The organism is Pseudomonas sp. X10 (assembly GCF_054889225.1).
Genome location: NZ_CM142677.1, coordinates 4,171,099 through 4,188,544, shown reverse-complemented (window position 1 = coordinate 4,188,544; position 17,446 = coordinate 4,171,099). Strand labels below are relative to the sequence as shown.

Sequence of the window (17,446 nt, the reverse complement as noted above, 5' to 3'; positions counted from 1 at the left end):
CAAGGAGTTTCTGTATGCGTGTGCATTGCCACCTGTTGCTGGTCCTGGGAGTGCTGGCCAGTTCATCGGCCTGGGCGAAGAAGGTCGACCTGGACTATCACGTGAGGTTGCTGCCCGAAAGCGGCCAGGCCGAAGTGCAGTTGACCCTGGCCGAAGGCGCCGCGGTGCGCAGCCTGGATTTCGACCTGGGCAAGGCCGGCGCCTACAGTGACTTCCAGGCCGACGGCCAGTGGCAGTTGCAGGAGCAGGGCCAGCGCGGCCTGTGGCAGCCAGCGTCAGGCAAGACCAGCCTGAGCTACCGGGTCAAGTTGGATCAGCGCCAGCGTGGCGGCGCCTACGAAAGCCGGATCACCCCGCATTGGGCGTTGTTCCGCGGTGACCAGTTGGTGCCACCAGCACGTCTTGACCAGCAGGACGGCACCGAACTGGTGGCGCGGCTGAGCTTCGAGCTGCCCGGTGGCTGGAAGAGCATCGAGACGCCCTGGCCGCGCATCGGCAAGCAGCGCTTTCGCATCGACAACATCTCCCGTCAGTTCGACCGGCCGACCGGCTGGATGCTCGCCGGCACCACCGGCAGCCGGCGCACGCGCTTGGGCGATACCGAAGTAACCGTGGCCGCGCCGCAAGGGCAGGGCATGCGCCGCCTGGACACCTTGACGCTGCTGACTTTCGTCTGGCCGCAACTGCAACGGGTGTTCCCACGCAACCCACCCAAACTGCTGCTGGTCGGGGCGCGCGACGAGATGTGGCGTGGCGCCCGCAGCGCCCGGCACTCGATCTATCTGCACAGCAACCGGCCGCTGATCAACGAGAACGGCAGCAGCCCGCTGCTGCGCGAACTGGTGCGCCAGTTCGCCCAGATCAGCGACCGCAAGGCCAGTGACTGGCTCAGTGAAAGCCTGGCCGAGTACTACGCCACGGTCTTGCTGTATCGCTCAGGCGGCATGAGCGAAGACCGTTACCGGGCGCTGCAGGATCGCTTGCACAAGCAAGGGGCCAAGGTCACCAGCCTGCGCGGCGAGCAGGCCAATGCCGCGCAGATCGCCCGTGGCGTGCTCCTGCTGCAGGCCCTGGACCGCGAGATCCGCCTGCACAACCATGAAAAACGCTCGTTGGACGACGTCACCCAGGCGTTGATGCGCCTGCAGAGCGTCAGCACCGAAGAGTTCATCCAGATCAGCGAGAGCGTGCTTGGCCAGCCTTCCGAGGTGCTGCAGAGCAAATTGCTGCGCTAAGACTTGGGGCTCTTCAGCGAGTCGTTGCCGGTCACCGTGGCCGAGCGGGTTGCGGCATCGGCGCTGGCCTGCAGCACGGCCAGCTCCGCCGCGCTGCGTGCGATGTCCGTGCGCAGGCTGTGCAGCTCGTTGCGATGCCGTTGCAACCAAGCCTTGGTCGAGCAGTGGCCGCTGATGCCCCGGGCCAGGGCCAGGCCGCCGACCGCCATCTGCAGCAGTCCGAGCAGGCCGCCATGGCGCAGGCCCTTGCTGACCATCAGTGCGCCACCGGCCAGGGAGCTGGCTCGCTCCCAACCGCGCACGTTGTGTTCGCGGGGATCAGGTGCGCAATGGATATCAAGCATGGCGGGATCTCCTGAAGGGTGTGTAAACAGCAGACCCTGACCAGCGTTGCAGCGTTCACTTCTTTATCAGGTCGGCCAGAGCACGCACTCAACTTCGGCGTTGTTTGTATCGCAACGTATCCCTGTGCTGCCCCAATACACAGCGATGCAAACAACGGGACGCGACGAAACATTCAAGATACATCTCCTGATTAGGGTTGAGCTTCAGCCACCCGATACCAGAGAGGAGGTCGCTCATGAAGTGGGCCCGCGCCGGTTTGATTACCGCTTTGATGACATCCGCTGTCGCTACGCCATTTGTCTTTGCTGATGGCAGCACTGAAAAAGCTTCGCCGATATACGGGGTGACTATTCCGGAAGGTTACCGCCAATGGCAGTTGATCGCGCCCGCCACCGAAGGGGCCCCGCTGAATGAAATCCGCGCGGTGCTGGGTAACGACATCGCGATCAAGGCCTATAAGGACGGCACGCTGCCTTTTCCTGACGGCACGATATTGACCAAACTGGCCTGGAAGCACGTGCAGTCTCCAGAGTTCGAACCGGCTTCGATCCCGGGCGCTGCCACCACCGTACAGTTCATGGTCAAGGACTCGGTCAAGTACAAGGACTCGGGCGGCTGGGGTTTCGGCAGGTTCGTCAATGGCCAGCCGGTCGATGAAAAACAGCACCAGACCTGCCTCGGGTGTCACCAGGCCCGGGTCAAGGATCACGACCTGGTGTTCACCCGTTGGGCGCCTTGATTGTCGTTTGTCAGGTTGCCCGGGCGAACAGCGGCATACGCCCGGTGATCCAGGTCAGGCATTCCTCGGCGGCCGCGGACAGCGGTCGCCGCGCCTTTACCAGCAGACGTGCATGAGCGGACTGGAAGAAGCTGTGATTGATAGGCAGGGCCACTAGTTCATCGCCGGTAATGCTCAGTGAATCGGCAAAACCACCCAGCATGGTGATGCCGTTTCCTCGGCTGACAAATCGTCGCAGCCCCTCCAGTGAGTTGGTGACCAGCGTGGGATGCAGCTGCAGGCCTTCCGAATACGCGACCCAGCGCGCCGCCTGGCCCAGGCCATAGTCCGGCGGCATCAACGCCAACGGATAGTCGAGTAATTCCTTCACCTCCACCGGTGTGCCGCGAAGAGCCAGAGGATGTCGTGCATGCACCAGCAACTCCACCGGCTGCAAGGCACTGGCGCGGTACTCGATGTCCGGGTGGGCGGTCGGGTTATAGGCGAGCCCGATGTGGGCGCGGTTTTGCGCAACCTCGGCGAGCACCTCGTCCACAGGCAGAATGTCCATCGCCACGCGCAAGCCTGGATAGGTCGCGCAGAAGTCGGTGAGTACGGACTCCATCAGGCCATCGACATACCCCTGGCTCAGGACGATGCGGATTTCGCCGGTCTGCAGGCCCATCAGTGCATTCAGTTGATCTTCCAGGTGTTCTTGCTGCGATTGGCAGCCACGCCAGAAGTCCAGCAAGCATTGAGCGGCTTCGGTGGGCAGAACGCCACGTGCCTGGCGCTCGAACAACTGCGCGCCGACCTCGCTCTCCAGCAGTTTGATCTGGCGGGTGATGACCGACGGGGCCGTATTGAGGCTGTCTGCGGCGCCGCGAATCGAACCACTCTTCAGGACTTCGTAAAAGTAGCGTATCCGCCGTTGATTGAGTTCGCGCATTGAGATCTCCGTTGCCTGAAAGGCAACGATAGCAGCAATAAGTTGCTCTTGCTGCAGGGGTACGAGCAGTCGACGATTGAGCCATCCAGCAGGCATCTATCGTACGCCTGGTTCACCCACGAGAGGTCTGGCCATGTCACTCACATCCAACAACAAAAATAGCCAAGATGCCTTGTCCAGTCTGTATCGCAAGATCAGTTGGAGGCTGCTGCCATTCCTGTTGCTGTGCTACGTTTTCGCGTACTTGGACCGGGTCAATATCGGCTTTGCCAAGTTACAGATGCAGGCAGACCTGGGGTTCAGCGACAAGATCTACGGGATCGCCGCCGGCATGTTTTTCGTCGGTTATGTGCTCTTCGAAGTCCCCAGTAACCTGATGCTGCCTAAAGTTGGCGTGCGTCGCACACTGGGACGAATCATGGTGCTGTGGGGGCTGACTTCGACCAGCATGCTGTTCGTACAGAGCGAAACGACCTTTTACGTTCTGCGCTTCATTCTCGGCGTATTCGAAGCCGGTTTCGCACCGGCGATGATTTTCTACATGACCTACTGGTATGCGCAAAAGCGCATGGCTAGCGTCATGTCGATCATCTGGCTGGCAGCGCCGCTAGCGGGTATTTTCGCCGCGCCACTGTCGACCTGGATCATGGACGCCTTCGCCGGTCGCAACGGTCTGGCCGGTTGGCAGTGGATGTTCCTGCTCGAAGGGTTGCCCTGTGCAGCGCTGGGTGTGGTTGCCTGGTTCTACCTGACGGATCGTCCGGCCGATGCCCGCTGGCTGAGCGCTGAAGAGAAGCAATTGCTGGCATCGGAAGTCAAGGTCGACAAGGCTCCGCATCATTCCTTCAAGGCGGTGATCCGCGATCCGAAAATCTATTTGCTTGCGGCGGCATACTTCTGCCTGCTCAACGGCATCTACACCACCAGCTTCTGGTTGCCGACCATTCTCAAGGACGCTGGAATCACCGACATCAAGCAGGTCGGTTTGTATTCGGCGATACCCTACGTCGCGGCGGTGGTCAGCATGATCCTGTTCAGTCGCAGCTCCGATCGCTGTGGCGAGCGACGCCTGCACAGTGCTATTCCAGCATTGATCGCTGCACTGGCACTGGCGTGCAGCACTCAAATAAGCAGTCAATTGTTCTGGACGATGGCCAGCCTGACCGTTGCTACTTCCATGAGCTGGGTTGCCTACACCGTGTTCTGGGCCATGCCAGGCCAATACCTCAAGGGCGACAGCGCGGCAGGCGGTATAGCCCTGATCAACAGCATTGGTCAAACCGGCGGCTTCTTCAGCCCGATCATCATCGGATGGGCGAGGACTGCCACCGGCACCACCAGCAGCGGGTTGCTGATCATGTCCTCGCTGCTGGCCATTGGTGCGTTGTTGCTGCTGGCCAGTCGTGCGCCAGAGCGGTCGATGGCCAGTGCGCTGCCATCGTGATACGCCAGTCGATGGTTGTATAAGCCCGTTGCCACCCCGGCGGATTCTGGATTCAGGAGTCACGTTCATGAACATTCGAGTGCTGATCGCAGGGTTCCAACACGAAACCAATACCTTCGCGCCGTCCAAAGCCGCTTATGAGAACTTTCAGCGGGGCGAAGGTTTCCCGATGATGGCGCGCGGCGCAGAAGTGCTTGCCCTGCGCGATGTCAACATTCCTGCAGGTGGCTTCATCCAGGCTGCCGAGCGCGCTGGATACGAGCTGCTGCCAGTGATCTGGGCGGGAGCTAGCCCTTCGGCTCATGTGGAGAAAGACGCTTATGAACGCATCGTCGGCGAAATAACCGACGCTGCCCGGGAATTGGATTTCGACGCCATCTATCTGGACCTGCATGGCGCCATGGTTGCCGAGCACACCGATGACGGCGAGGGCACCTTGCTCGAACGGTTGCGCAGGATCGTTGGGCTACAGATCCCAATCGTGGTGTCTCTGGACCTGCACACCAACCTCACCCGCAAGATGTTCGCCAATGCCGACGCACTGATGGCCTATCGCACCTACCCGCATGTCGATCTGGCCGAGACTGGCTTGCGTGCTGCCGAATTGTTGGAGCGCTTGCTGACCCAAACCAGGCCGTATCACTCGGTAATGAAGCGTGTGCCGTTCCTGATCCCCATCAATGGCATGTGTACGCTGCTCGAACCTGCCAAGGGGCTGTATGAGCATCTGGCTGAGCTTGAAACTGGCGGTGTCCAATCGCTGTCATTCACGCCAGGCTTTCCGGCGGCGGATTTCGAAGAGTGTGGGCCGGCCATTTGGGGTCATGGAACTGACGCAGCCGAGGTTGAGCGGGCGGTTGACGAGTTGTACAGCAGGCTGCTCGCCGAAGAAGGCCAATGGCGGGTGCCGTTGCTTGACCCGGATGCCGCGGTGCAGGAAGCCATCCGCCTGAGCGAGGGGGCGAGCAAGCCGGTGGTGATCGCCGATACGCAGGACAATCCGGGCGCAGGCGGGGATTCGAACACCATGGGTATGTTGCGCGCATTGTTGCGTAACGGTGCGCGACAGGCTGCAATAGGTCTGATCTGCGACCCCAGGGCGGCCCAGGCTGCGCATCACGCAGGCGTAGGTGCGTTCATCGACATCGATCTGGCGGGTTGTCCTGGTATCGCGGGTGACGAACCATTGCAAGGTCGCTTTGAGGTGACTTCGCTGTCTGACGGCCGTTGCAGATTCGACGGTCCGATGATGCACGGCATGCTCGCCGAATTGGGGCCGGTAGCCTGTCTGAAGATCGACGACGTGTATGTGGCGGTGAGTTCTAACAAGGCGCAAATGTTTGATCGCAATCTCTACCGCGCTGCGGGTATCGAGCCTGAACAGATGAAGATTCTGGTCAACAAAAGCTCTGTGCACTTCCGCGCAGACTTCCAGCCGATTGCCGAAGCAGTTCTGGTCGCAAGATCGCCAGGGCCGGCGGTCGCCGATCCTGCGGAGCTGAACTGGACGCGCTTGGCTGAAGGTATCCGCACCAGCCCTCTGGGTAAGCCGTTCTGGCGACGAGCGGTGGCGAGTGTCTAGGGACACGTTCACATACGCGAACGTGCTACTTAGAGATACAAAGCGCGTGGACGGAGACACATCGTAGATACATTGGCGCGGTTATATGCGTAGTTGACCGTGCTGTTCCTTGTCGTGGTCCTGAGTGTGCCGGTTTATTCGTTCAGGGGCGCCTGTCAGACATGGCTATCGCCTCATCGCAGCGACAGGGAAACGCCTTACCGGTCGGCTTCTCGGCACAGTCCTGCGGTATCCACCCACTCATCAACTCCTCGGAGTCCTGCCCATGTCTGAAACAAAACTGCACCGTGGTATCAAATGGTTCCGACAGTTGTCTCGCCTCATGATCGGCGTGCCGGATTACGAAAATTACGTAGCGCTCAGGGCCGTCAGCCATCCGGACGAACCGGTGATGACGTATGAAGAGTTTTTCCGCGAGCGTCAGGAGGCGCGCTATGGCAAACGCCAGTGCACGACGCGCTGTTGCTGATGCCCTCGGCTCACTGAAACCTTGACCTAAAACGCCATCTTCAGAGATGGCGTTTTCTTTTCGAGCCAGGAGAGATAGAGCTCATCATGCCGTTGCCTGATAGGCAACGAAGTATGATTTTAGTTGCTCTTGCTGGGGTGGCGATGTCGGAGCAACATCCTCTACACGCCCTGGTTGCAAGCCGCTTCCAGTGGCTCGTGGATTGTCGTCTTCCGAAAGAAAATCACTGAAGGAGAGTACTCAATGCTTCTGCATCTCTCGACTTGGGCCGAGATAGGCCAGTATCTTGAACGTAGCCGCACCATCGTGGTTCCCATCGGTTCGAATGAGCAACACGGCCCTACCGGCCTGCTGGGCACCGACTGGATGTGTCCGGAAATCATTGCTCACGAAGCCCAGAAAACAGCAGACATCCTGATTGCTCCAAGCTTCAACATTGGCATGGCTCAACACCATCTTGGATTCCCAGGAACCATCTCACTGCGGCCCTCGACCTTCATCGCTGCGATAGGTGATTGGGTCCGCTCGCTGGCAGCTCACGGCTTCCAAAAGATCCTCTTCCTCAATGGTCACGGCGGCAACATCGCATCGATCGAGGCGGCTTTCTCGGAGCTCTACGCCGAGGCGAGCTTTGCTCGACGTCCGGCAGGGTTCGCGCTGAAACTGTGTAATTGGTGGGATCTTGAAGGTGTTGGTGAGCTGGCGAGGGAGCAGTTTCCAACGGGCCATGGTGTTCATGCCACGCCCTCGGAAATTGCCGTCACCCAATGGGCGTACCCAGATTCGATCAAGTCGGCGCAGTATTCGCCCCAGATCGCTGACTCGGGTCCAATCCGCGAATCGCTAGACTTCCGCGCACGCTATCCCGACGGTCGCATGGGGTCGGACCCGGCTCAGGCAACGCCGGAAAAAGGCCGCGCTTTGGTGATGTTGGCCGCCCGTAGCCTGGTGCAAGAACTGGAGGCGTTCAGTCGGGAGTCGACACCAGGCTAGCAGGGGGACCAGCCCATGGTGGGCAGGTGCAAGCGTTGTAGTGCAGGGCGCTGGGGTTGGTCACCGAGAATTGATGGTCTTCTTCATGGTGTACCAACCTCCACGCTTAATGAGGCGCTTATTGTTTCTTCATTAGCTCAGCCAATGCAGCGAACGGGTTGTGCGTCGCTGTAGAAATCTTGGGTGAGTTCAGTGACGCGTCTGAAAAGTACTGCTGATCGGTATATCGCGAATGTTCGTTGTCGTGGCAGTACAGGCACAGCAACTCCCAGTTGGAGCCATCCTGGGGGTTGTTGTCGTGGTTGTGGTCGCGGTGGTGCACGGTCAGTTCACTCAAGCGCTTGCCGGAAAACTCCCGGGCGCAGCGGCCGCAGACGTGGGGATACATCTTCAGGGCCTTGTCGCGATAGCCCATTTCCTTGTCGCGTTTGGCATCGGCCAGGATGCGGTCGAGGCGGGCGGTGGCGGCGGCGGTGGAGGCCGAAGTCATGGGGTTACCTTTCTTATCTGGGCTGATGACGGTTATGTCCTGAGTCTAGCGCGCCGGAGTGGACCGCGAACAGGCAAAACCGCCAAGTTGCGCGTAGGCTGTAGGGATGTAACCGACAGGAGGCATGCATGCCCTATGCGATCCTCGCCGTACTGATTCTCGCTGGCTTGCCGCCGGCGCTGGCCGCCGACCTGCAGCCGAGGATCATCGCGCCAGTGCCTGGTGCGCCTGGCACGGCGACGCCGACTCCTTATCCGCAGATCACTCCCAGCACACCACCCAAGGCTGGCGACAGCAAGCCCGGTGCGCCGCTGCTGCCGCCGATTCCCGTGCCAGGGCCGCCGAGGGACCAGCCTCTGCCGGGGCTGAAGTACGAGGCGCCCAAGGGCAATCCCAAGAGCGGCTAGGGGGCTGTTATCCCGCACCCAGGCCAGGCGCCGAGAAGCCGGACTTAAGCCACGCCCAGTTCGTTGAAGACGAACGCATATTCCAGGGCCACGTCTCGCAGTCCTTGGTAGCGGCCGCTCATGCCGCCGTGGCCGGCGCCCATCTCGGTCTTGAGCAGCAGCAGGTTGTCGTCGGTCTTCAGGGTGCGCAGGCGGGCCACCCACTTGGCCGCTTCCCAGTACTGCACGCGGCTGTCGTTGTAGCCGGCGACCACCAGCATGGCCGGGTAGGCCTGGGCCTTGACGTTCTCATAAGGGGCATAGGCCTTGATCCGCTGGTACACCTCCGGTTCCTGGGGATTGCCCCATTCGTCGTATTCGGTGACGGTCAAGGGCAGGTCCGGGTCGAGCATGGTGTTGAGCACGTCGACGAAAGGCACTTCGGCGATGGCGGCGCGGAACAGTTCGGGGCGCAGGTTGAGCACGGCACCGATCAGCAGGCCACCGGCGCTGCCGCCGCTGATCGCCAGGCGCTCGCGGGTGGTCACGTGCTGGTCGATAAGGTGTTCGGCGCAGGCGATGAAATCGTCGAAGGTGTTCTGTTTATGCTCCTGCTTGCCGGCACGGTACCAGGCTTCGCCCAGTTCGCCACCACCGCGCACATGCGCAATGGCGAAGGCCACGCCGCGTTCGAGCAGGCTCAGGCGGGCGTGGGAGAACCAAGGGTCGAGGCTTTCACCGTAGGCGCCATAGCCGTAGAGGTACAGCGGTACGGTCTTGCCCAGGTCGCTGCGGCGGCGCACCAGACTGATCGGCACCTGGGTGCCATCCTGGGCAGTGGCCCAAAGACGTTCGCTCACATAGTCATCGGCATCGAAGGCGCCGAGCACTGGGGTTTGCTTGAGCACGGTCTGGGCGCCTGTGGCCAGTTCCAACTGGCGCACCTGGGCCGGGCGGTTGAGCGCCTCGTAGCGCAGGCGGATGCGCGTGCTGCTGAACTCCAGGCTGTCCTGCACGTAGAGGCTGTAGGCTGCGTCCGGAAGTTCGACGCGGTAGGGCGGCAGGCCCTGGGGGCGCACTTCGATGATCGGCAGGCCGCCTTCGCGCAGGCTCAGGCTCAGGGCGCCGGCATTGAGGCTCAACCCCTCCAGCATCACGTCGTCGCGATGTGGCACCAGTACTTGCCACTGGTCGCGGCTCGGCACTTGCCCGGCAGGGGCCTGGAACAACGCGAAGTTGATGCCGTCCTGGTTGCTGCGGATGAACCAGCGCCATTGGCCGTCCAGTTGGCCATGGTCGGCGAAGTATTCGTGGCCCTCGACGCGCGGTGCCAGGCAGGTGAAGTCGCCGGCAGGGGTATTGGCGTCCAGCACCCAGGCTTCGCTGGTGGTCTTGCTGTTGAGCAGCAGGATCAGTTGGCGTTCGGAGCTGGCGCGGTAGCAATGCAGGAAGAACCGGCCATCGGGCTCCTCGAATACCTGCTCGGCCCCCGCCTGACCGAGACGGTGGCGCAGCAGGCGCCAGGGGCGGTGGGTGTCGTCCAGTTCGGCGAAGAACAGGGTCTGGCTATCGTTGGCCCAGGTCATGCTGCCGTCGCAGTCCTCGAAGGGCAGCGTGGTGACGTCGCCGCTGGCGAGGTCCTTGACGTACAGGGTGTAGACCTCGTCGCCCGTGGTGTCGAGGCTGTAGGCCAGCAGTCGGTGGTCGGGGCTGATGTTGAAGGCGCCGAGGGCGAGGAAGCCTCCGGCCGCCAGGACGTTGGGGTCTAGCAGCAGTTGTTCGTGGTGTTCATCGACGGTGTTGGAGTCGTCGGCTGGCCGCGGGCAGCGGTAGTGGCGTGGGTACTCGTCGCCTGCAGTGGTGCGGGTGTAGTACAGCCAGGGGCCCCAGGGCGAGGGCAGCGACAGGTCGGTTTCCAGGATGCGGCCTTTGATCTCCTCGAACAACTGCTCGCGCAGCGGCGCCTGGTCGGCCAGCAGGGTGTCCAGGTAGGCGTTCTCTTCCTGCAGGTAGGCCAGCACCTCCGGGGTGTCGCGTTCTTGCAGCCAGGCGTAGGGATCGTCCCCTGGGTGCTGGCGGGCAATCGGTGCGCGTGGGGCGTGGTCGGTGACGGGCATGCGGGGTTCTCTTGGCGTAGGGCGCGCCTGCGCGCCGAAAAGTGTTTATCATAAGCATCTCTTTGCCTGGCTTGCACGAACACCATGACCGAGAACGACTATCTGCTCGCCTGGGGCCTGTATGCCCTAGCCGCCCTGGGCTGCCTGCTGGTGGGCTGGCGCGTGACCCGCTGGATGTGGCGCTGGCTGCGCGAACCGTTGCGCCTGGCGCTGGCAGTGCTGCTGCTGACGCCGACCATCATCGATCCGGTCAAGGAAAGCTTCGCGCCGGCCATCGCCATCACCGCCCTGGACCTGCTGCTCAAGGTCGGCAACAACGCCTGGCGCGCCGCATCCGACCTGGCCATGTACGGCATGATCGCCTTTGCTCTGTACATCCTCTTCGTGCTGCTGCGCTGGCCGCTGGAGAAGCGCGCCCGCGAGCGCCGCGCCAATGCCGAGGCCGCCGCCAGGCACGACGTGGCTGAAGAGGTGGAGCAAGACGAACCCTTCGCCGCTGACCGTTACCGCGACCCGCAACCTGCCGGCACCGGCCGTGGCCGGGTCGAGCCGCGGTTGTAGGCGGGAGCTGCAAGTATGTGCGAACTGCTGGGCATGAGTGCCAACGTCCCCACTGACATCGTTTTCAGCTTCACCGGCTTGATGCAGCGCGGCGGCCGTACCGGTCCGCACCGCGACGGCTGGGGCATCGGCTTCTACGAAGGGCGTGGTCTGCGCCTGTTCCAGGACCCGGCGGCGAGCAGCGAGTCGGAAGTAGCCAACCTGGTGCAGCGTTATCCGATCAAGAGCGAGGTGGTCATCGGCCACATCCGCCAGGCCAACGTCGGCAAGGTTTGCTTGTCCAATACCCATCCGTTCGTCCGCGAGCTGTGGGGGCGCAACTGGTGTTTCGCACACAACGGCCAACTGGGCGACTTCACGGGGCAGATCACCTTCTACCGCCCGATCGGCGACACCGACAGCGAAGCGGCGTTCTGCGACCTGCTCAACCGAGTGCGCTCGGCTTTCCCCGAGCCGGTGGAGATCGAGCAACTGTTGCCGGTGCTGGTCGAAGCCTGCGCCGAATACCGGGGCAAGGGCGTGTTCAACTGCCTGCTCGGCGACGGCGACTGGCTGTTCTGCTTCTGTTCGACCAAGCTGGTACATATCACCCGACGCGCGCCGTTCGGCCCGGCGCGGCTCAAGGATGTCGACATGATCGTCGACTTCCAGGCCGAAACCACCCCCAACGACGTGGTCACGGTGATCGCCACCGAGGCCCTGACCGAAAACGAGACCTGGCAGCGCTACGAGCCGGGTCAATGGGCCCTTTGGCGGCATGGCGAGTGTGTCGCCCAGGGGCAGAGCTGAAGCCAGGGAAGTCGCTCCATGTTCAGAAGTTACCTGCGGTTGCTGTTGTTCACCTTCGGCGTGCTGGCCGGTATCCAGGTGCCAGGCCTGGTCAACGATTACAGCCAGAGGGTCGAGGCACACCTGCTGGAGTCGCGCGAGGCGCTCAAGGGTTTTGAACAGACGGCCGAGCGCTTCTTTAATGGTGACCTGCTGGCATTGGTGCGGCACTACCGCAGCAGCGACGATCCGGTGTTCAACAGCGATGCCAACAGCATCGAGAACCTGCTGGTGCGCAACCGCATCTTCGAACGTGAGTGGCAGATCCTCCAGGGGTCTTGGCTGAGGCGCACCTGGCATGTGCTGGCGGCGCCCGATGCCCAATTGCGCGAGGAAACCCTGAAGGGCTACAGCTACCAGGTTCTCCTGGCGCCCGAGGCCATTGCTTGGGGGCTGGGCTGTGGCCTGTTGGTAGCGCTGGTGGTCGAGAGCCTGTTGTTGCTGCTCGGTTGGGTGGTCCTGGGCGGGCGGCGCAAGACCGTGCGCGAGAGCTGGCGTTAGGCGTTGAGCGCAAGAGTCGGGGCCTGCAGGAGAGGCCCCGGCTTACTGAAGTCTTGCCCTGGGTATCAGACCAACACGATCCGCTGCGCCCCCGCATCTGCCGCGTAACGCCCAAGCACCTGCCGGCACAGCGCCACCACTTCGTCCACCAGCTCTACTCCGGTCTGCCAGGCCACCACCAGTTCCAGGCTCGGTGGTGGTTGCAACCCGCTCAATTCCACCAGCTCCCCGCGTGCCAGCTCAGCCTCGACCAGCGCCGGTGGCAGCGCGCCGACGCCGAAACCGTCACGCAGCAAGCGGGTGATGGCTGCCACCGAGTTCACGCAGTTCAACCGCGGTGTGGCCACTCCGGCGCCTTGCAGCAGGCTGAGCACCTCTTGGTGCGGCCGTGAGTTCTTCGAGAAGGTGACGATGCGCTCGCGCGCCAGCTCGGCCAGGGAGGCATAGCTGCGGTGCTGGATAGCGCCGCTGGCGACGATCCAGCCCATGGGGTAGCGGGCCAGGTCCAGGCTGCGAATCGACTCCTGGCGCAGCAAGTCGGTCTGCAGGATCACATCGAGAAAGCCCTTCTGCAACTGCTCGCGCAGGTTCAGCGCGGTATCGGCGACCAGCTCGATCTCCACCTGTGGGTAGCGTTCGGTCAGTTCGGCCACCAAGGCGCTCATCCAGGTGTGGATGACCGTGTCCATCACTCCGAGTCGAATCCGCCCGACCTTGGCTCGGTCGCTGTCCAGCGACTGCTTCAAGGCCTTGGCGGTGGCGAGCATCTGCTCGGCATATTCCAGCACCTTGCTGCCTTCGGGCGTCAGGCTGACACCCCGTGAATCGCGCAGCAGCAACTTGACGCCCAGATCCGCTTCGAGCGCGGCGATACGGCTGGAGACCGAGGCCTGGGTGGTGAAGAGCTTTTCTGCGGTCAGGCGAAAGCTTTTGAGGCGGGCGACCCAGACAAAGGTTTCGAGAAATCTGAGGTTCATGGCGTTCTCGCAAGGGCGATCAGGTTTTCTTATTCCAGACCGCTGGTTTTTCTCGTTGGACGCAGGTTTCAGGCCTTTGAACAATGGTGCACAGGCCGCGACCATCGCGTCGCTCATAAAACAATACCAACAAGCTGAGGCAACCATGAACCCATCGGGCGTGCAGCAACAGGTCCAATCCCGGACGGCGGCCGGGCCCTTTGCCTGGTATCGCAACATCGACAAACAGCAACGGCGCACATTCTGGAGCTGCAAGATCGGCTATGGCCTGGACGGCATGGACACCCAGATGCTCAGCTTCGTCATCCCCACCCTGATCGCCCTGTGGGGCATCAGCACCGCCGAGGCCGGGCTGATCCATACCAGCACCTTGATCGCCTCGGCCTTGGGCGGCTGGATCGCCGGTATCCTCTCCGACCGCATCGGCCGTGTGCGTACCCTGCAACTGACGGTGCTGTGGTTCGCCTTCTTCACCTTCCTCTGCGGCTTCGCCCAGAACTACGAACAACTGCTGATCGCCCGTACCCTGATGGGCTTTGGCTTCGGCGGCGAGTGGACCGCTGGCGCCGTGCTCATCGGCGAGGTGATCCGTGCCCAGGATCGTGGCAAGGCGGTCGGCATGGTGCAGTCCGGCTGGGCCATCGGCTGGGGCCTTACAGCAATCCTCTATGCCCTGCTGTTCTCCCTGCTGCCGCCGGAGCAGGCCTGGCGCGCGCTGTTCCTGCTGGGCATCGTGCCGGCAGTGTTCGTGATCTTCGTCCGCCGTTTGGTCAAGGACCCGGAGGTCTACCGGCAGGCCAAGGCCGTGGAGAAGACCGAGGCGCCATCGCACTTCTACGAGATCTTCGCTCCGGGCATGCTGTTCACCACCCTGCGCGCTTCGCTGCTGACCACCGGCGCCCTGGGTGGCTACTACGCCATCACCTCCTGGCTGCCGACTTTCCTCAAGAACGAGCGTGGCCTCAGCGTGCTGGGCACGGGCGGCTACCTGGCCATGGTGATCGTCGGCTCCTACGCCGGCTATGTGATCAGCGCCTACCTCACCGATATCCTCGGCCGGAAGAAGAACTTCATCCTCTTCGCCGTGGGGTCGTTCATCATCGTCCTGCTCTATACCCAGATCCCGGTAAGCGACGGCATCATGCTCTGGCTGGGCTTCCCGCTGGGCTTCTTCGCCTCGGGGATCTTCAGCGGCATGGGCGCCTTCCTCACCGAGCTGTTCCCCACCCGTATCCGTGGTTCGGGGCAGGGCTTCTGCTACAACGTCGGCCGCGCCATCGCGGCGTTCTTCCCGCTGCTGATCGGCATGCTCAGCCAGAAGGTGTCGCTGGGCCTGGGTATCGGTGGTTTCGCCGCTGTCTCCTATGGCGTAGTGATCCTGGCAGCCCTGAGCCTGCCTGAAACCCGCGGCAAAGTGCTGCAAGCACGGTAAGGTACGCACATGACCATCGATACGGGAGTCCGCCAGGTGAAGCGCCTGCTACTCAATTGCGACATGGGCGAGAGTTTCGGCAACTGGTGCATGGGCCTGGATGCCGAGGTGATGCCCTACATCGACTGCGCCAACATCGCCTGCGGCTACCACGCTGGCGACCCGGGGATCATGCGCCGTACCGTGGCCCTGGCCCTGGAGCACCAGGTGTCCATCGGCGCTCATCCGGCCTACCCGGACCTGGTCGGTTTCGGCCGCCGCTCCATGGCCTGCAGTGCCGAGGAGATTCGCGACCTGTTGCACTACCAGATCGGTGCGCTGGACGGCATCTGCAAGGTCCAGGGCGGCCGGGTCGGCTACGTCAAGCCGCACGGGGCGCTGTACAACGACATGATGGCCGACCCGCTCAAGCTGCGTACCGTGCTCGAAGCAGTGGTCGCCTATGACCCGAGCCTGCCAGTGATGCTCATGGCCACTGCCGACAACCGCGCGGCCCAGGCGCTGGGTGATGAGCTGGGTGTGACGCTGTGGTTCGAAGCTTTCGCCGACCGTGCCTACACCGCCACGGGCCACCTGGTGTCGCGGCGCCTGCCTGGTGCGGTACATCATGACCCGGCGCTGGTGGTTGAGCAGGCCCTGCGCCTGGCCCGCGGCGAAGCGCTGGTGGCCGATGACGGCAGCGCTCTGCAACTGCGCGCCAACACCCTCTGCGTGCATGGCGACAACGACAGTTCGGTGGCCGCCGTCCGGCAGATCCGCCAGGCCCTCGACGCCCTGGAGACAGCATGACGCCGCGTATCGAGGTGATTGCTATCGACAGCCTGATGGTGCGCCTGTTCGATGCCATCGAAGAAGGCAACATGCCCTGGATCCTGGCCGCCAGCCAGCGCTTGCGCGAGGCTTTTGGCAAGCGTCTGGTCGACTTGGTGCCGTCCTATACCACGCTGATGCTGCAGTTCGAGATGCCGCCGGGCGAGGCGCGGGTGTTGATCGGGCAGGCGCTGGAAGGCTTGCAGCCGGATGCCGGCAGTGCTGGCCGCCGCCATGAGATCCCGGTGTGGTACGACCTGCGCGTCGGCCCGGAGCTGGCCTTGCTGGCCGAACGCAGCGGGCTGTCCCAGGCCGAGGTGATCCGTCTGCACAGTGAGCGCGAATACCCGGTGTTCGCCCTGGGCTTCGCGCCGGGTTTCGCCTTCATGGGCTTGGTCGACGAACGCCTGGCCACGCCGCGCCTGGCGACCCCACGCAAGCGCGTGGCGGCGGGCAGTGTCGGCATTGCCGAGCGGCAGACGGCGGCTTATCCGGCAGTCTCGCCGGGCGGCTGGAACCTGATCGGCCGCACCCCCGCCCGGCTGTTCGACCGCCAGCGAGAGGGGTACAGCCTGCTGCAACCGGGCGACCGGGTGCGTTTTGTCGCCGTGGATCACGCTGAGTTCATCAGCTTGGGCGGGGATGACAGCCCGCTGGAGGTACAGGCATGAGCCAATTGAAGATCGAGGCCAGCACCCCGCTGTGCCTGTTGCAGGATGCTGGGCGCTTTGGCGTGCGCCATTTGGGGGTGACCCAGGGCGGGGCGTTGGACTGGGTAGCCATGGGCTGGGCCAACTGGCTGCTGGGCAATGCCTTGGACGCGCCGGTGGTGGAAGTGACCCTGGGGGGCTTCAGCCTGGTGGCCGAGGCTGACTGCTGCCTGGCGTTGGCCGGTGCCGACCTGGACGCACAGGTGGATGGCCAGCCGCTCAAGCCCTGGCGCAGCTTCATCCTGCAGAGGGGCCAGCGGCTGAGCCTGAGGCAGCCGCTGAAGGGCGCCCGCGCCTACCTGGCGGCGCCGGCTGGCTTCCAGGCCCAGGCCGTGCTGGGCAGTTGTGCCACGGTCGTGCGTGAAGAGCTGGGTGGCCTGGATGGCCAGGGCAGCGCCCTGGGCAAGGGGCAGTCGTTAGGCTACAGCGGTACGGCGCCAGCGCTGCGGGAAGTGCCGCAGGCATTGCGCCCCGTCCTTGCTGCAACGCCGCAGTTGGACCTGGTGATGGGGGCGCAGATTGGCGAGTTCAGTGGCAGCAGCCTGTTCGAGGCCTTCAACCGTGGCTGGACCCTGGACAGCCGGGCAGATCGCATGGGTATCCGCCTGCTGGGGCCGGTGCTGGAATACCAGGGCGCGCCGATGATTTCCGAAGGCATCCCCCTCGGTGCAGTGCAGGTGCCGCCGGATGGCCAGCCGATCGTCTTGCTCAATGACCGGCAGACCATTGGCGGCTATCCACGGTTGGGAGCGCTGACGCCCCTGGCCTTGGCGCAACTGGCGCAGTGCCTGCCGGGTACGGTGGTGCGGTTCAGGGCGGTGGTGCAGGAACTGGCCTGGCAGGAGCAGCAGGATTACCTGACGCGCTGGAACTGAGCGCCGGCCACTTTGCGGCCGGCG

The 17,446-nt window shown here is 63.1% G+C and carries 19 protein-coding genes; 14 read left to right on the top strand and 5 right to left on the bottom strand.

Annotated elements, in window-relative coordinates:
- Positions 1 to 20: 20 nt before the first annotated feature.
- The gene (locus tag ACYU03_RS19025; RefSeq protein ID WP_461891500.1) at positions 21 to 1,235 is read left to right on the top strand and encodes a hypothetical protein; all 1,215 of its coding nucleotides are present in this window, start codon (positions 21 to 23) and stop codon (positions 1,233 to 1,235) included.
- Here ACYU03_RS19025 and ACYU03_RS19020 read toward each other — a convergent pair.
- A complete protein-coding gene (locus tag ACYU03_RS19020; protein WP_461886177.1) occupies positions 1,232 to 1,579 on the bottom strand; it encodes a DUF2892 domain-containing protein in 348 nt (115 codons plus the stop codon). The genes ACYU03_RS19025 and ACYU03_RS19020 overlap by 4 nt on opposite strands.
- A gap of 236 nt (positions 1,580 to 1,815) precedes the next feature.
- Between ACYU03_RS19020 and ACYU03_RS19015 the strand changes: the two genes are divergently transcribed.
- Positions 1,816 to 2,319 carry a cytochrome P460 family protein gene (locus ACYU03_RS19015; RefSeq protein ID WP_461886176.1) on the top strand — a complete coding sequence of 168 codons (504 nt, stop codon included), beginning with the start codon at positions 1,816 to 1,818 and terminating at the stop codon, positions 2,317 to 2,319.
- 10 nt (positions 2,320 to 2,329) lie between these two features.
- On the opposite strand, the gene ACYU03_RS19010 is transcribed toward ACYU03_RS19015, so the two are convergent.
- Complete coding sequence (locus ACYU03_RS19010) at positions 2,330 to 3,247, bottom strand: LysR family transcriptional regulator (RefSeq protein WP_461886175.1); 918 nt, start codon at positions 3,245 to 3,247, stop codon at positions 2,330 to 2,332.
- A gap of 133 nt (positions 3,248 to 3,380) precedes the next feature.
- Between ACYU03_RS19010 and ACYU03_RS19005 the strand changes: the two genes are divergently transcribed.
- The 4 genes from ACYU03_RS19005 (at position 3,381) to ACYU03_RS18990 (ending at position 7,735) form a co-directional block, all read left to right on the top strand.
- Complete coding sequence (locus tag ACYU03_RS19005; RefSeq protein ID WP_461886174.1) at positions 3,381 to 4,691, top strand: MFS transporter; 1,311 nt, start codon at positions 3,381 to 3,383, stop codon at positions 4,689 to 4,691.
- A gap of 67 nt (positions 4,692 to 4,758) precedes the next feature.
- Complete coding sequence (locus ACYU03_RS19000) at positions 4,759 to 6,273, top strand: M81 family metallopeptidase (protein WP_461886173.1); 1,515 nt, start codon at positions 4,759 to 4,761, stop codon at positions 6,271 to 6,273.
- Between the two features lie 265 nt (positions 6,274 to 6,538).
- Positions 6,539 to 6,742 carry a YbdD/YjiX family protein gene (locus ACYU03_RS18995; protein ID WP_461886172.1) on the top strand — a complete coding sequence of 68 codons (204 nt, stop codon included), beginning with the start codon at positions 6,539 to 6,541 and terminating at the stop codon, positions 6,740 to 6,742.
- Between the two features lie 243 nt (positions 6,743 to 6,985).
- On the top strand, positions 6,986 to 7,735 hold the full coding sequence (locus ACYU03_RS18990; RefSeq protein WP_461886171.1) for a creatininase family protein: 750 nt from the start codon (positions 6,986 to 6,988) through the stop codon (positions 7,733 to 7,735).
- A 118-nt stretch (positions 7,736 to 7,853) separates the two neighbouring features.
- Here ACYU03_RS18990 and ACYU03_RS18985 read toward each other — a convergent pair whose 3' ends face one another.
- Complete coding sequence (locus ACYU03_RS18985) at positions 7,854 to 8,225, bottom strand: YajD family HNH nuclease (RefSeq protein ID WP_461886170.1); 372 nt, start codon at positions 8,223 to 8,225, stop codon at positions 7,854 to 7,856.
- Positions 8,226 to 8,353: 128 nt separating this feature from the next.
- On the opposite strand from ACYU03_RS18985, the gene ACYU03_RS18980 reads away from it, so the two are divergent.
- The gene (locus ACYU03_RS18980; RefSeq protein WP_461886169.1) at positions 8,354 to 8,632 is read left to right on the top strand and encodes a hypothetical protein; all 279 of its coding nucleotides are present in this window, start codon (positions 8,354 to 8,356) and stop codon (positions 8,630 to 8,632) included.
- A 44-nt stretch (positions 8,633 to 8,676) separates the two neighbouring features.
- On the opposite strand, the gene ACYU03_RS18975 is transcribed toward ACYU03_RS18980, so the two are convergent.
- Positions 8,677 to 10,728 carry a S9 family peptidase gene (locus tag ACYU03_RS18975; RefSeq protein WP_461886168.1) on the bottom strand — a complete coding sequence of 684 codons (2,052 nt, stop codon included), beginning with the start codon at positions 10,726 to 10,728 and terminating at the stop codon, positions 8,677 to 8,679.
- A gap of 84 nt (positions 10,729 to 10,812) precedes the next feature.
- Between ACYU03_RS18975 and ACYU03_RS18970 the strand changes: the two genes are divergently transcribed.
- The 3 genes from ACYU03_RS18970 to ACYU03_RS18960 are packed head-to-tail and all read left to right on the top strand — an operon-like array spanning position 10,813 to position 12,618.
- Complete coding sequence (locus tag ACYU03_RS18970) at positions 10,813 to 11,289, top strand: MFS transporter (RefSeq protein ID WP_461886167.1); 477 nt, start codon at positions 10,813 to 10,815, stop codon at positions 11,287 to 11,289.
- Positions 11,290 to 11,304: 15 nt separating this feature from the next.
- A complete protein-coding gene (locus ACYU03_RS18965; RefSeq protein WP_461886166.1) occupies positions 11,305 to 12,078 on the top strand; it encodes a class II glutamine amidotransferase in 774 nt (257 codons plus the stop codon).
- An 18-nt stretch (positions 12,079 to 12,096) separates the two neighbouring features.
- The gene (locus ACYU03_RS18960) at positions 12,097 to 12,618 is read left to right on the top strand and encodes a DUF2937 family protein (protein ID WP_461886165.1); all 522 of its coding nucleotides are present in this window, start codon (positions 12,097 to 12,099) and stop codon (positions 12,616 to 12,618) included.
- 65 nt (positions 12,619 to 12,683) lie between these two features.
- On the opposite strand, the gene ACYU03_RS18955 is transcribed toward ACYU03_RS18960, so the two are convergent.
- Positions 12,684 to 13,595, bottom strand: coding sequence for a LysR family transcriptional regulator (locus ACYU03_RS18955; protein WP_461886164.1), 912 nt, complete (start codon positions 13,593 to 13,595; stop codon positions 12,684 to 12,686).
- Positions 13,596 to 13,740: 145 nt separating this feature from the next.
- Here ACYU03_RS18955 and ACYU03_RS18950 point away from each other — a divergent pair, with 145 nt between their 5' ends.
- From ACYU03_RS18950 to ACYU03_RS18935, 4 genes are read left to right on the top strand one after another with little or no spacing between them, the layout of a single operon-like run.
- A complete protein-coding gene (locus tag ACYU03_RS18950; protein ID WP_461886163.1) occupies positions 13,741 to 15,027 on the top strand; it encodes an MFS transporter in 1,287 nt (428 codons plus the stop codon).
- 9 nt (positions 15,028 to 15,036) lie between these two features.
- A complete protein-coding gene (locus ACYU03_RS18945; RefSeq protein ID WP_461886162.1) occupies positions 15,037 to 15,816 on the top strand; it encodes a 5-oxoprolinase subunit PxpA in 780 nt (259 codons plus the stop codon).
- Positions 15,813 to 16,508, top strand: coding sequence for a 5-oxoprolinase subunit PxpB (pxpB, locus tag ACYU03_RS18940; RefSeq protein ID WP_461886161.1), 696 nt, complete (start codon positions 15,813 to 15,815; stop codon positions 16,506 to 16,508). The genes ACYU03_RS18945 and pxpB overlap by 4 nt, the downstream gene beginning before the upstream one ends.
- Positions 16,505 to 17,422: a 5-oxoprolinase subunit C family protein gene (locus ACYU03_RS18935; protein WP_461886160.1), complete on the top strand. Its 918-nt coding sequence runs from the start codon at positions 16,505 to 16,507 to the stop codon at positions 17,420 to 17,422. Before pxpB ends, ACYU03_RS18935 begins: the two co-directional genes overlap by 4 nt.
- Positions 17,423 to 17,446: the final 24 nt, after the last annotated feature.

What these genes read in the sequence shown, in the direction of transcription:
- ACYU03_RS18995 (WP_461886172.1), top strand. Translation starts at nt 6,539, where the DNA reads ATGTCTGAAACAAAACTGCACCGTGGTATCAAATGGTTCCGACAGTTG.
- ACYU03_RS18935 (WP_461886160.1), top strand. Translation starts at nt 16,505, where the DNA reads ATGAGCCAATTGAAGATCGAGGCCAGCACCCCGCTGTGCCTGTTGCAG.
- ACYU03_RS19015 (WP_461886176.1), top strand. Translation starts at nt 1,816, where the DNA reads ATGAAGTGGGCCCGCGCCGGTTTGATTACCGCTTTGATGACATCCGCT.
- ACYU03_RS18945 (WP_461886162.1), top strand. Translation starts at nt 15,037, where the DNA reads ATGACCATCGATACGGGAGTCCGCCAGGTGAAGCGCCTGCTACTCAAT.
- ACYU03_RS19010 (WP_461886175.1), bottom strand. Translation starts at nt 3,247, where the DNA reads ATGCGCGAACTCAATCAACGGCGGATACGCTACTTTTACGAAGTCCTG.
- ACYU03_RS19000 (WP_461886173.1), top strand. Translation starts at nt 4,759, where the DNA reads ATGAACATTCGAGTGCTGATCGCAGGGTTCCAACACGAAACCAATACC.
- ACYU03_RS18985 (WP_461886170.1), bottom strand. Translation starts at nt 8,225, where the DNA reads ATGACTTCGGCCTCCACCGCCGCCGCCACCGCCCGCCTCGACCGCATC.
- ACYU03_RS19020 (WP_461886177.1), bottom strand. Translation starts at nt 1,579, where the DNA reads ATGCTTGATATCCATTGCGCACCTGATCCCCGCGAACACAACGTGCGC.
- ACYU03_RS18970 (WP_461886167.1), top strand. Translation starts at nt 10,813, where the DNA reads ATGACCGAGAACGACTATCTGCTCGCCTGGGGCCTGTATGCCCTAGCC.
- ACYU03_RS18990 (WP_461886171.1), top strand. Translation starts at nt 6,986, where the DNA reads ATGCTTCTGCATCTCTCGACTTGGGCCGAGATAGGCCAGTATCTTGAA.
- ACYU03_RS18960 (WP_461886165.1), top strand. Translation starts at nt 12,097, where the DNA reads ATGTTCAGAAGTTACCTGCGGTTGCTGTTGTTCACCTTCGGCGTGCTG.
- ACYU03_RS19005 (WP_461886174.1), top strand. Translation starts at nt 3,381, where the DNA reads ATGTCACTCACATCCAACAACAAAAATAGCCAAGATGCCTTGTCCAGT.
- ACYU03_RS18975 (WP_461886168.1), bottom strand. Translation starts at nt 10,728, where the DNA reads ATGCCCGTCACCGACCACGCCCCACGCGCACCGATTGCCCGCCAGCAC.
- ACYU03_RS18955 (WP_461886164.1), bottom strand. Translation starts at nt 13,595, where the DNA reads ATGAACCTCAGATTTCTCGAAACCTTTGTCTGGGTCGCCCGCCTCAAA.
- ACYU03_RS18980 (WP_461886169.1), top strand. Translation starts at nt 8,354, where the DNA reads ATGCCCTATGCGATCCTCGCCGTACTGATTCTCGCTGGCTTGCCGCCG.
- ACYU03_RS18950 (WP_461886163.1), top strand. Translation starts at nt 13,741, where the DNA reads ATGAACCCATCGGGCGTGCAGCAACAGGTCCAATCCCGGACGGCGGCC.
- ACYU03_RS18965 (WP_461886166.1), top strand. Translation starts at nt 11,305, where the DNA reads ATGTGCGAACTGCTGGGCATGAGTGCCAACGTCCCCACTGACATCGTT.
- pxpB (WP_461886161.1), top strand. Translation starts at nt 15,813, where the DNA reads ATGACGCCGCGTATCGAGGTGATTGCTATCGACAGCCTGATGGTGCGC.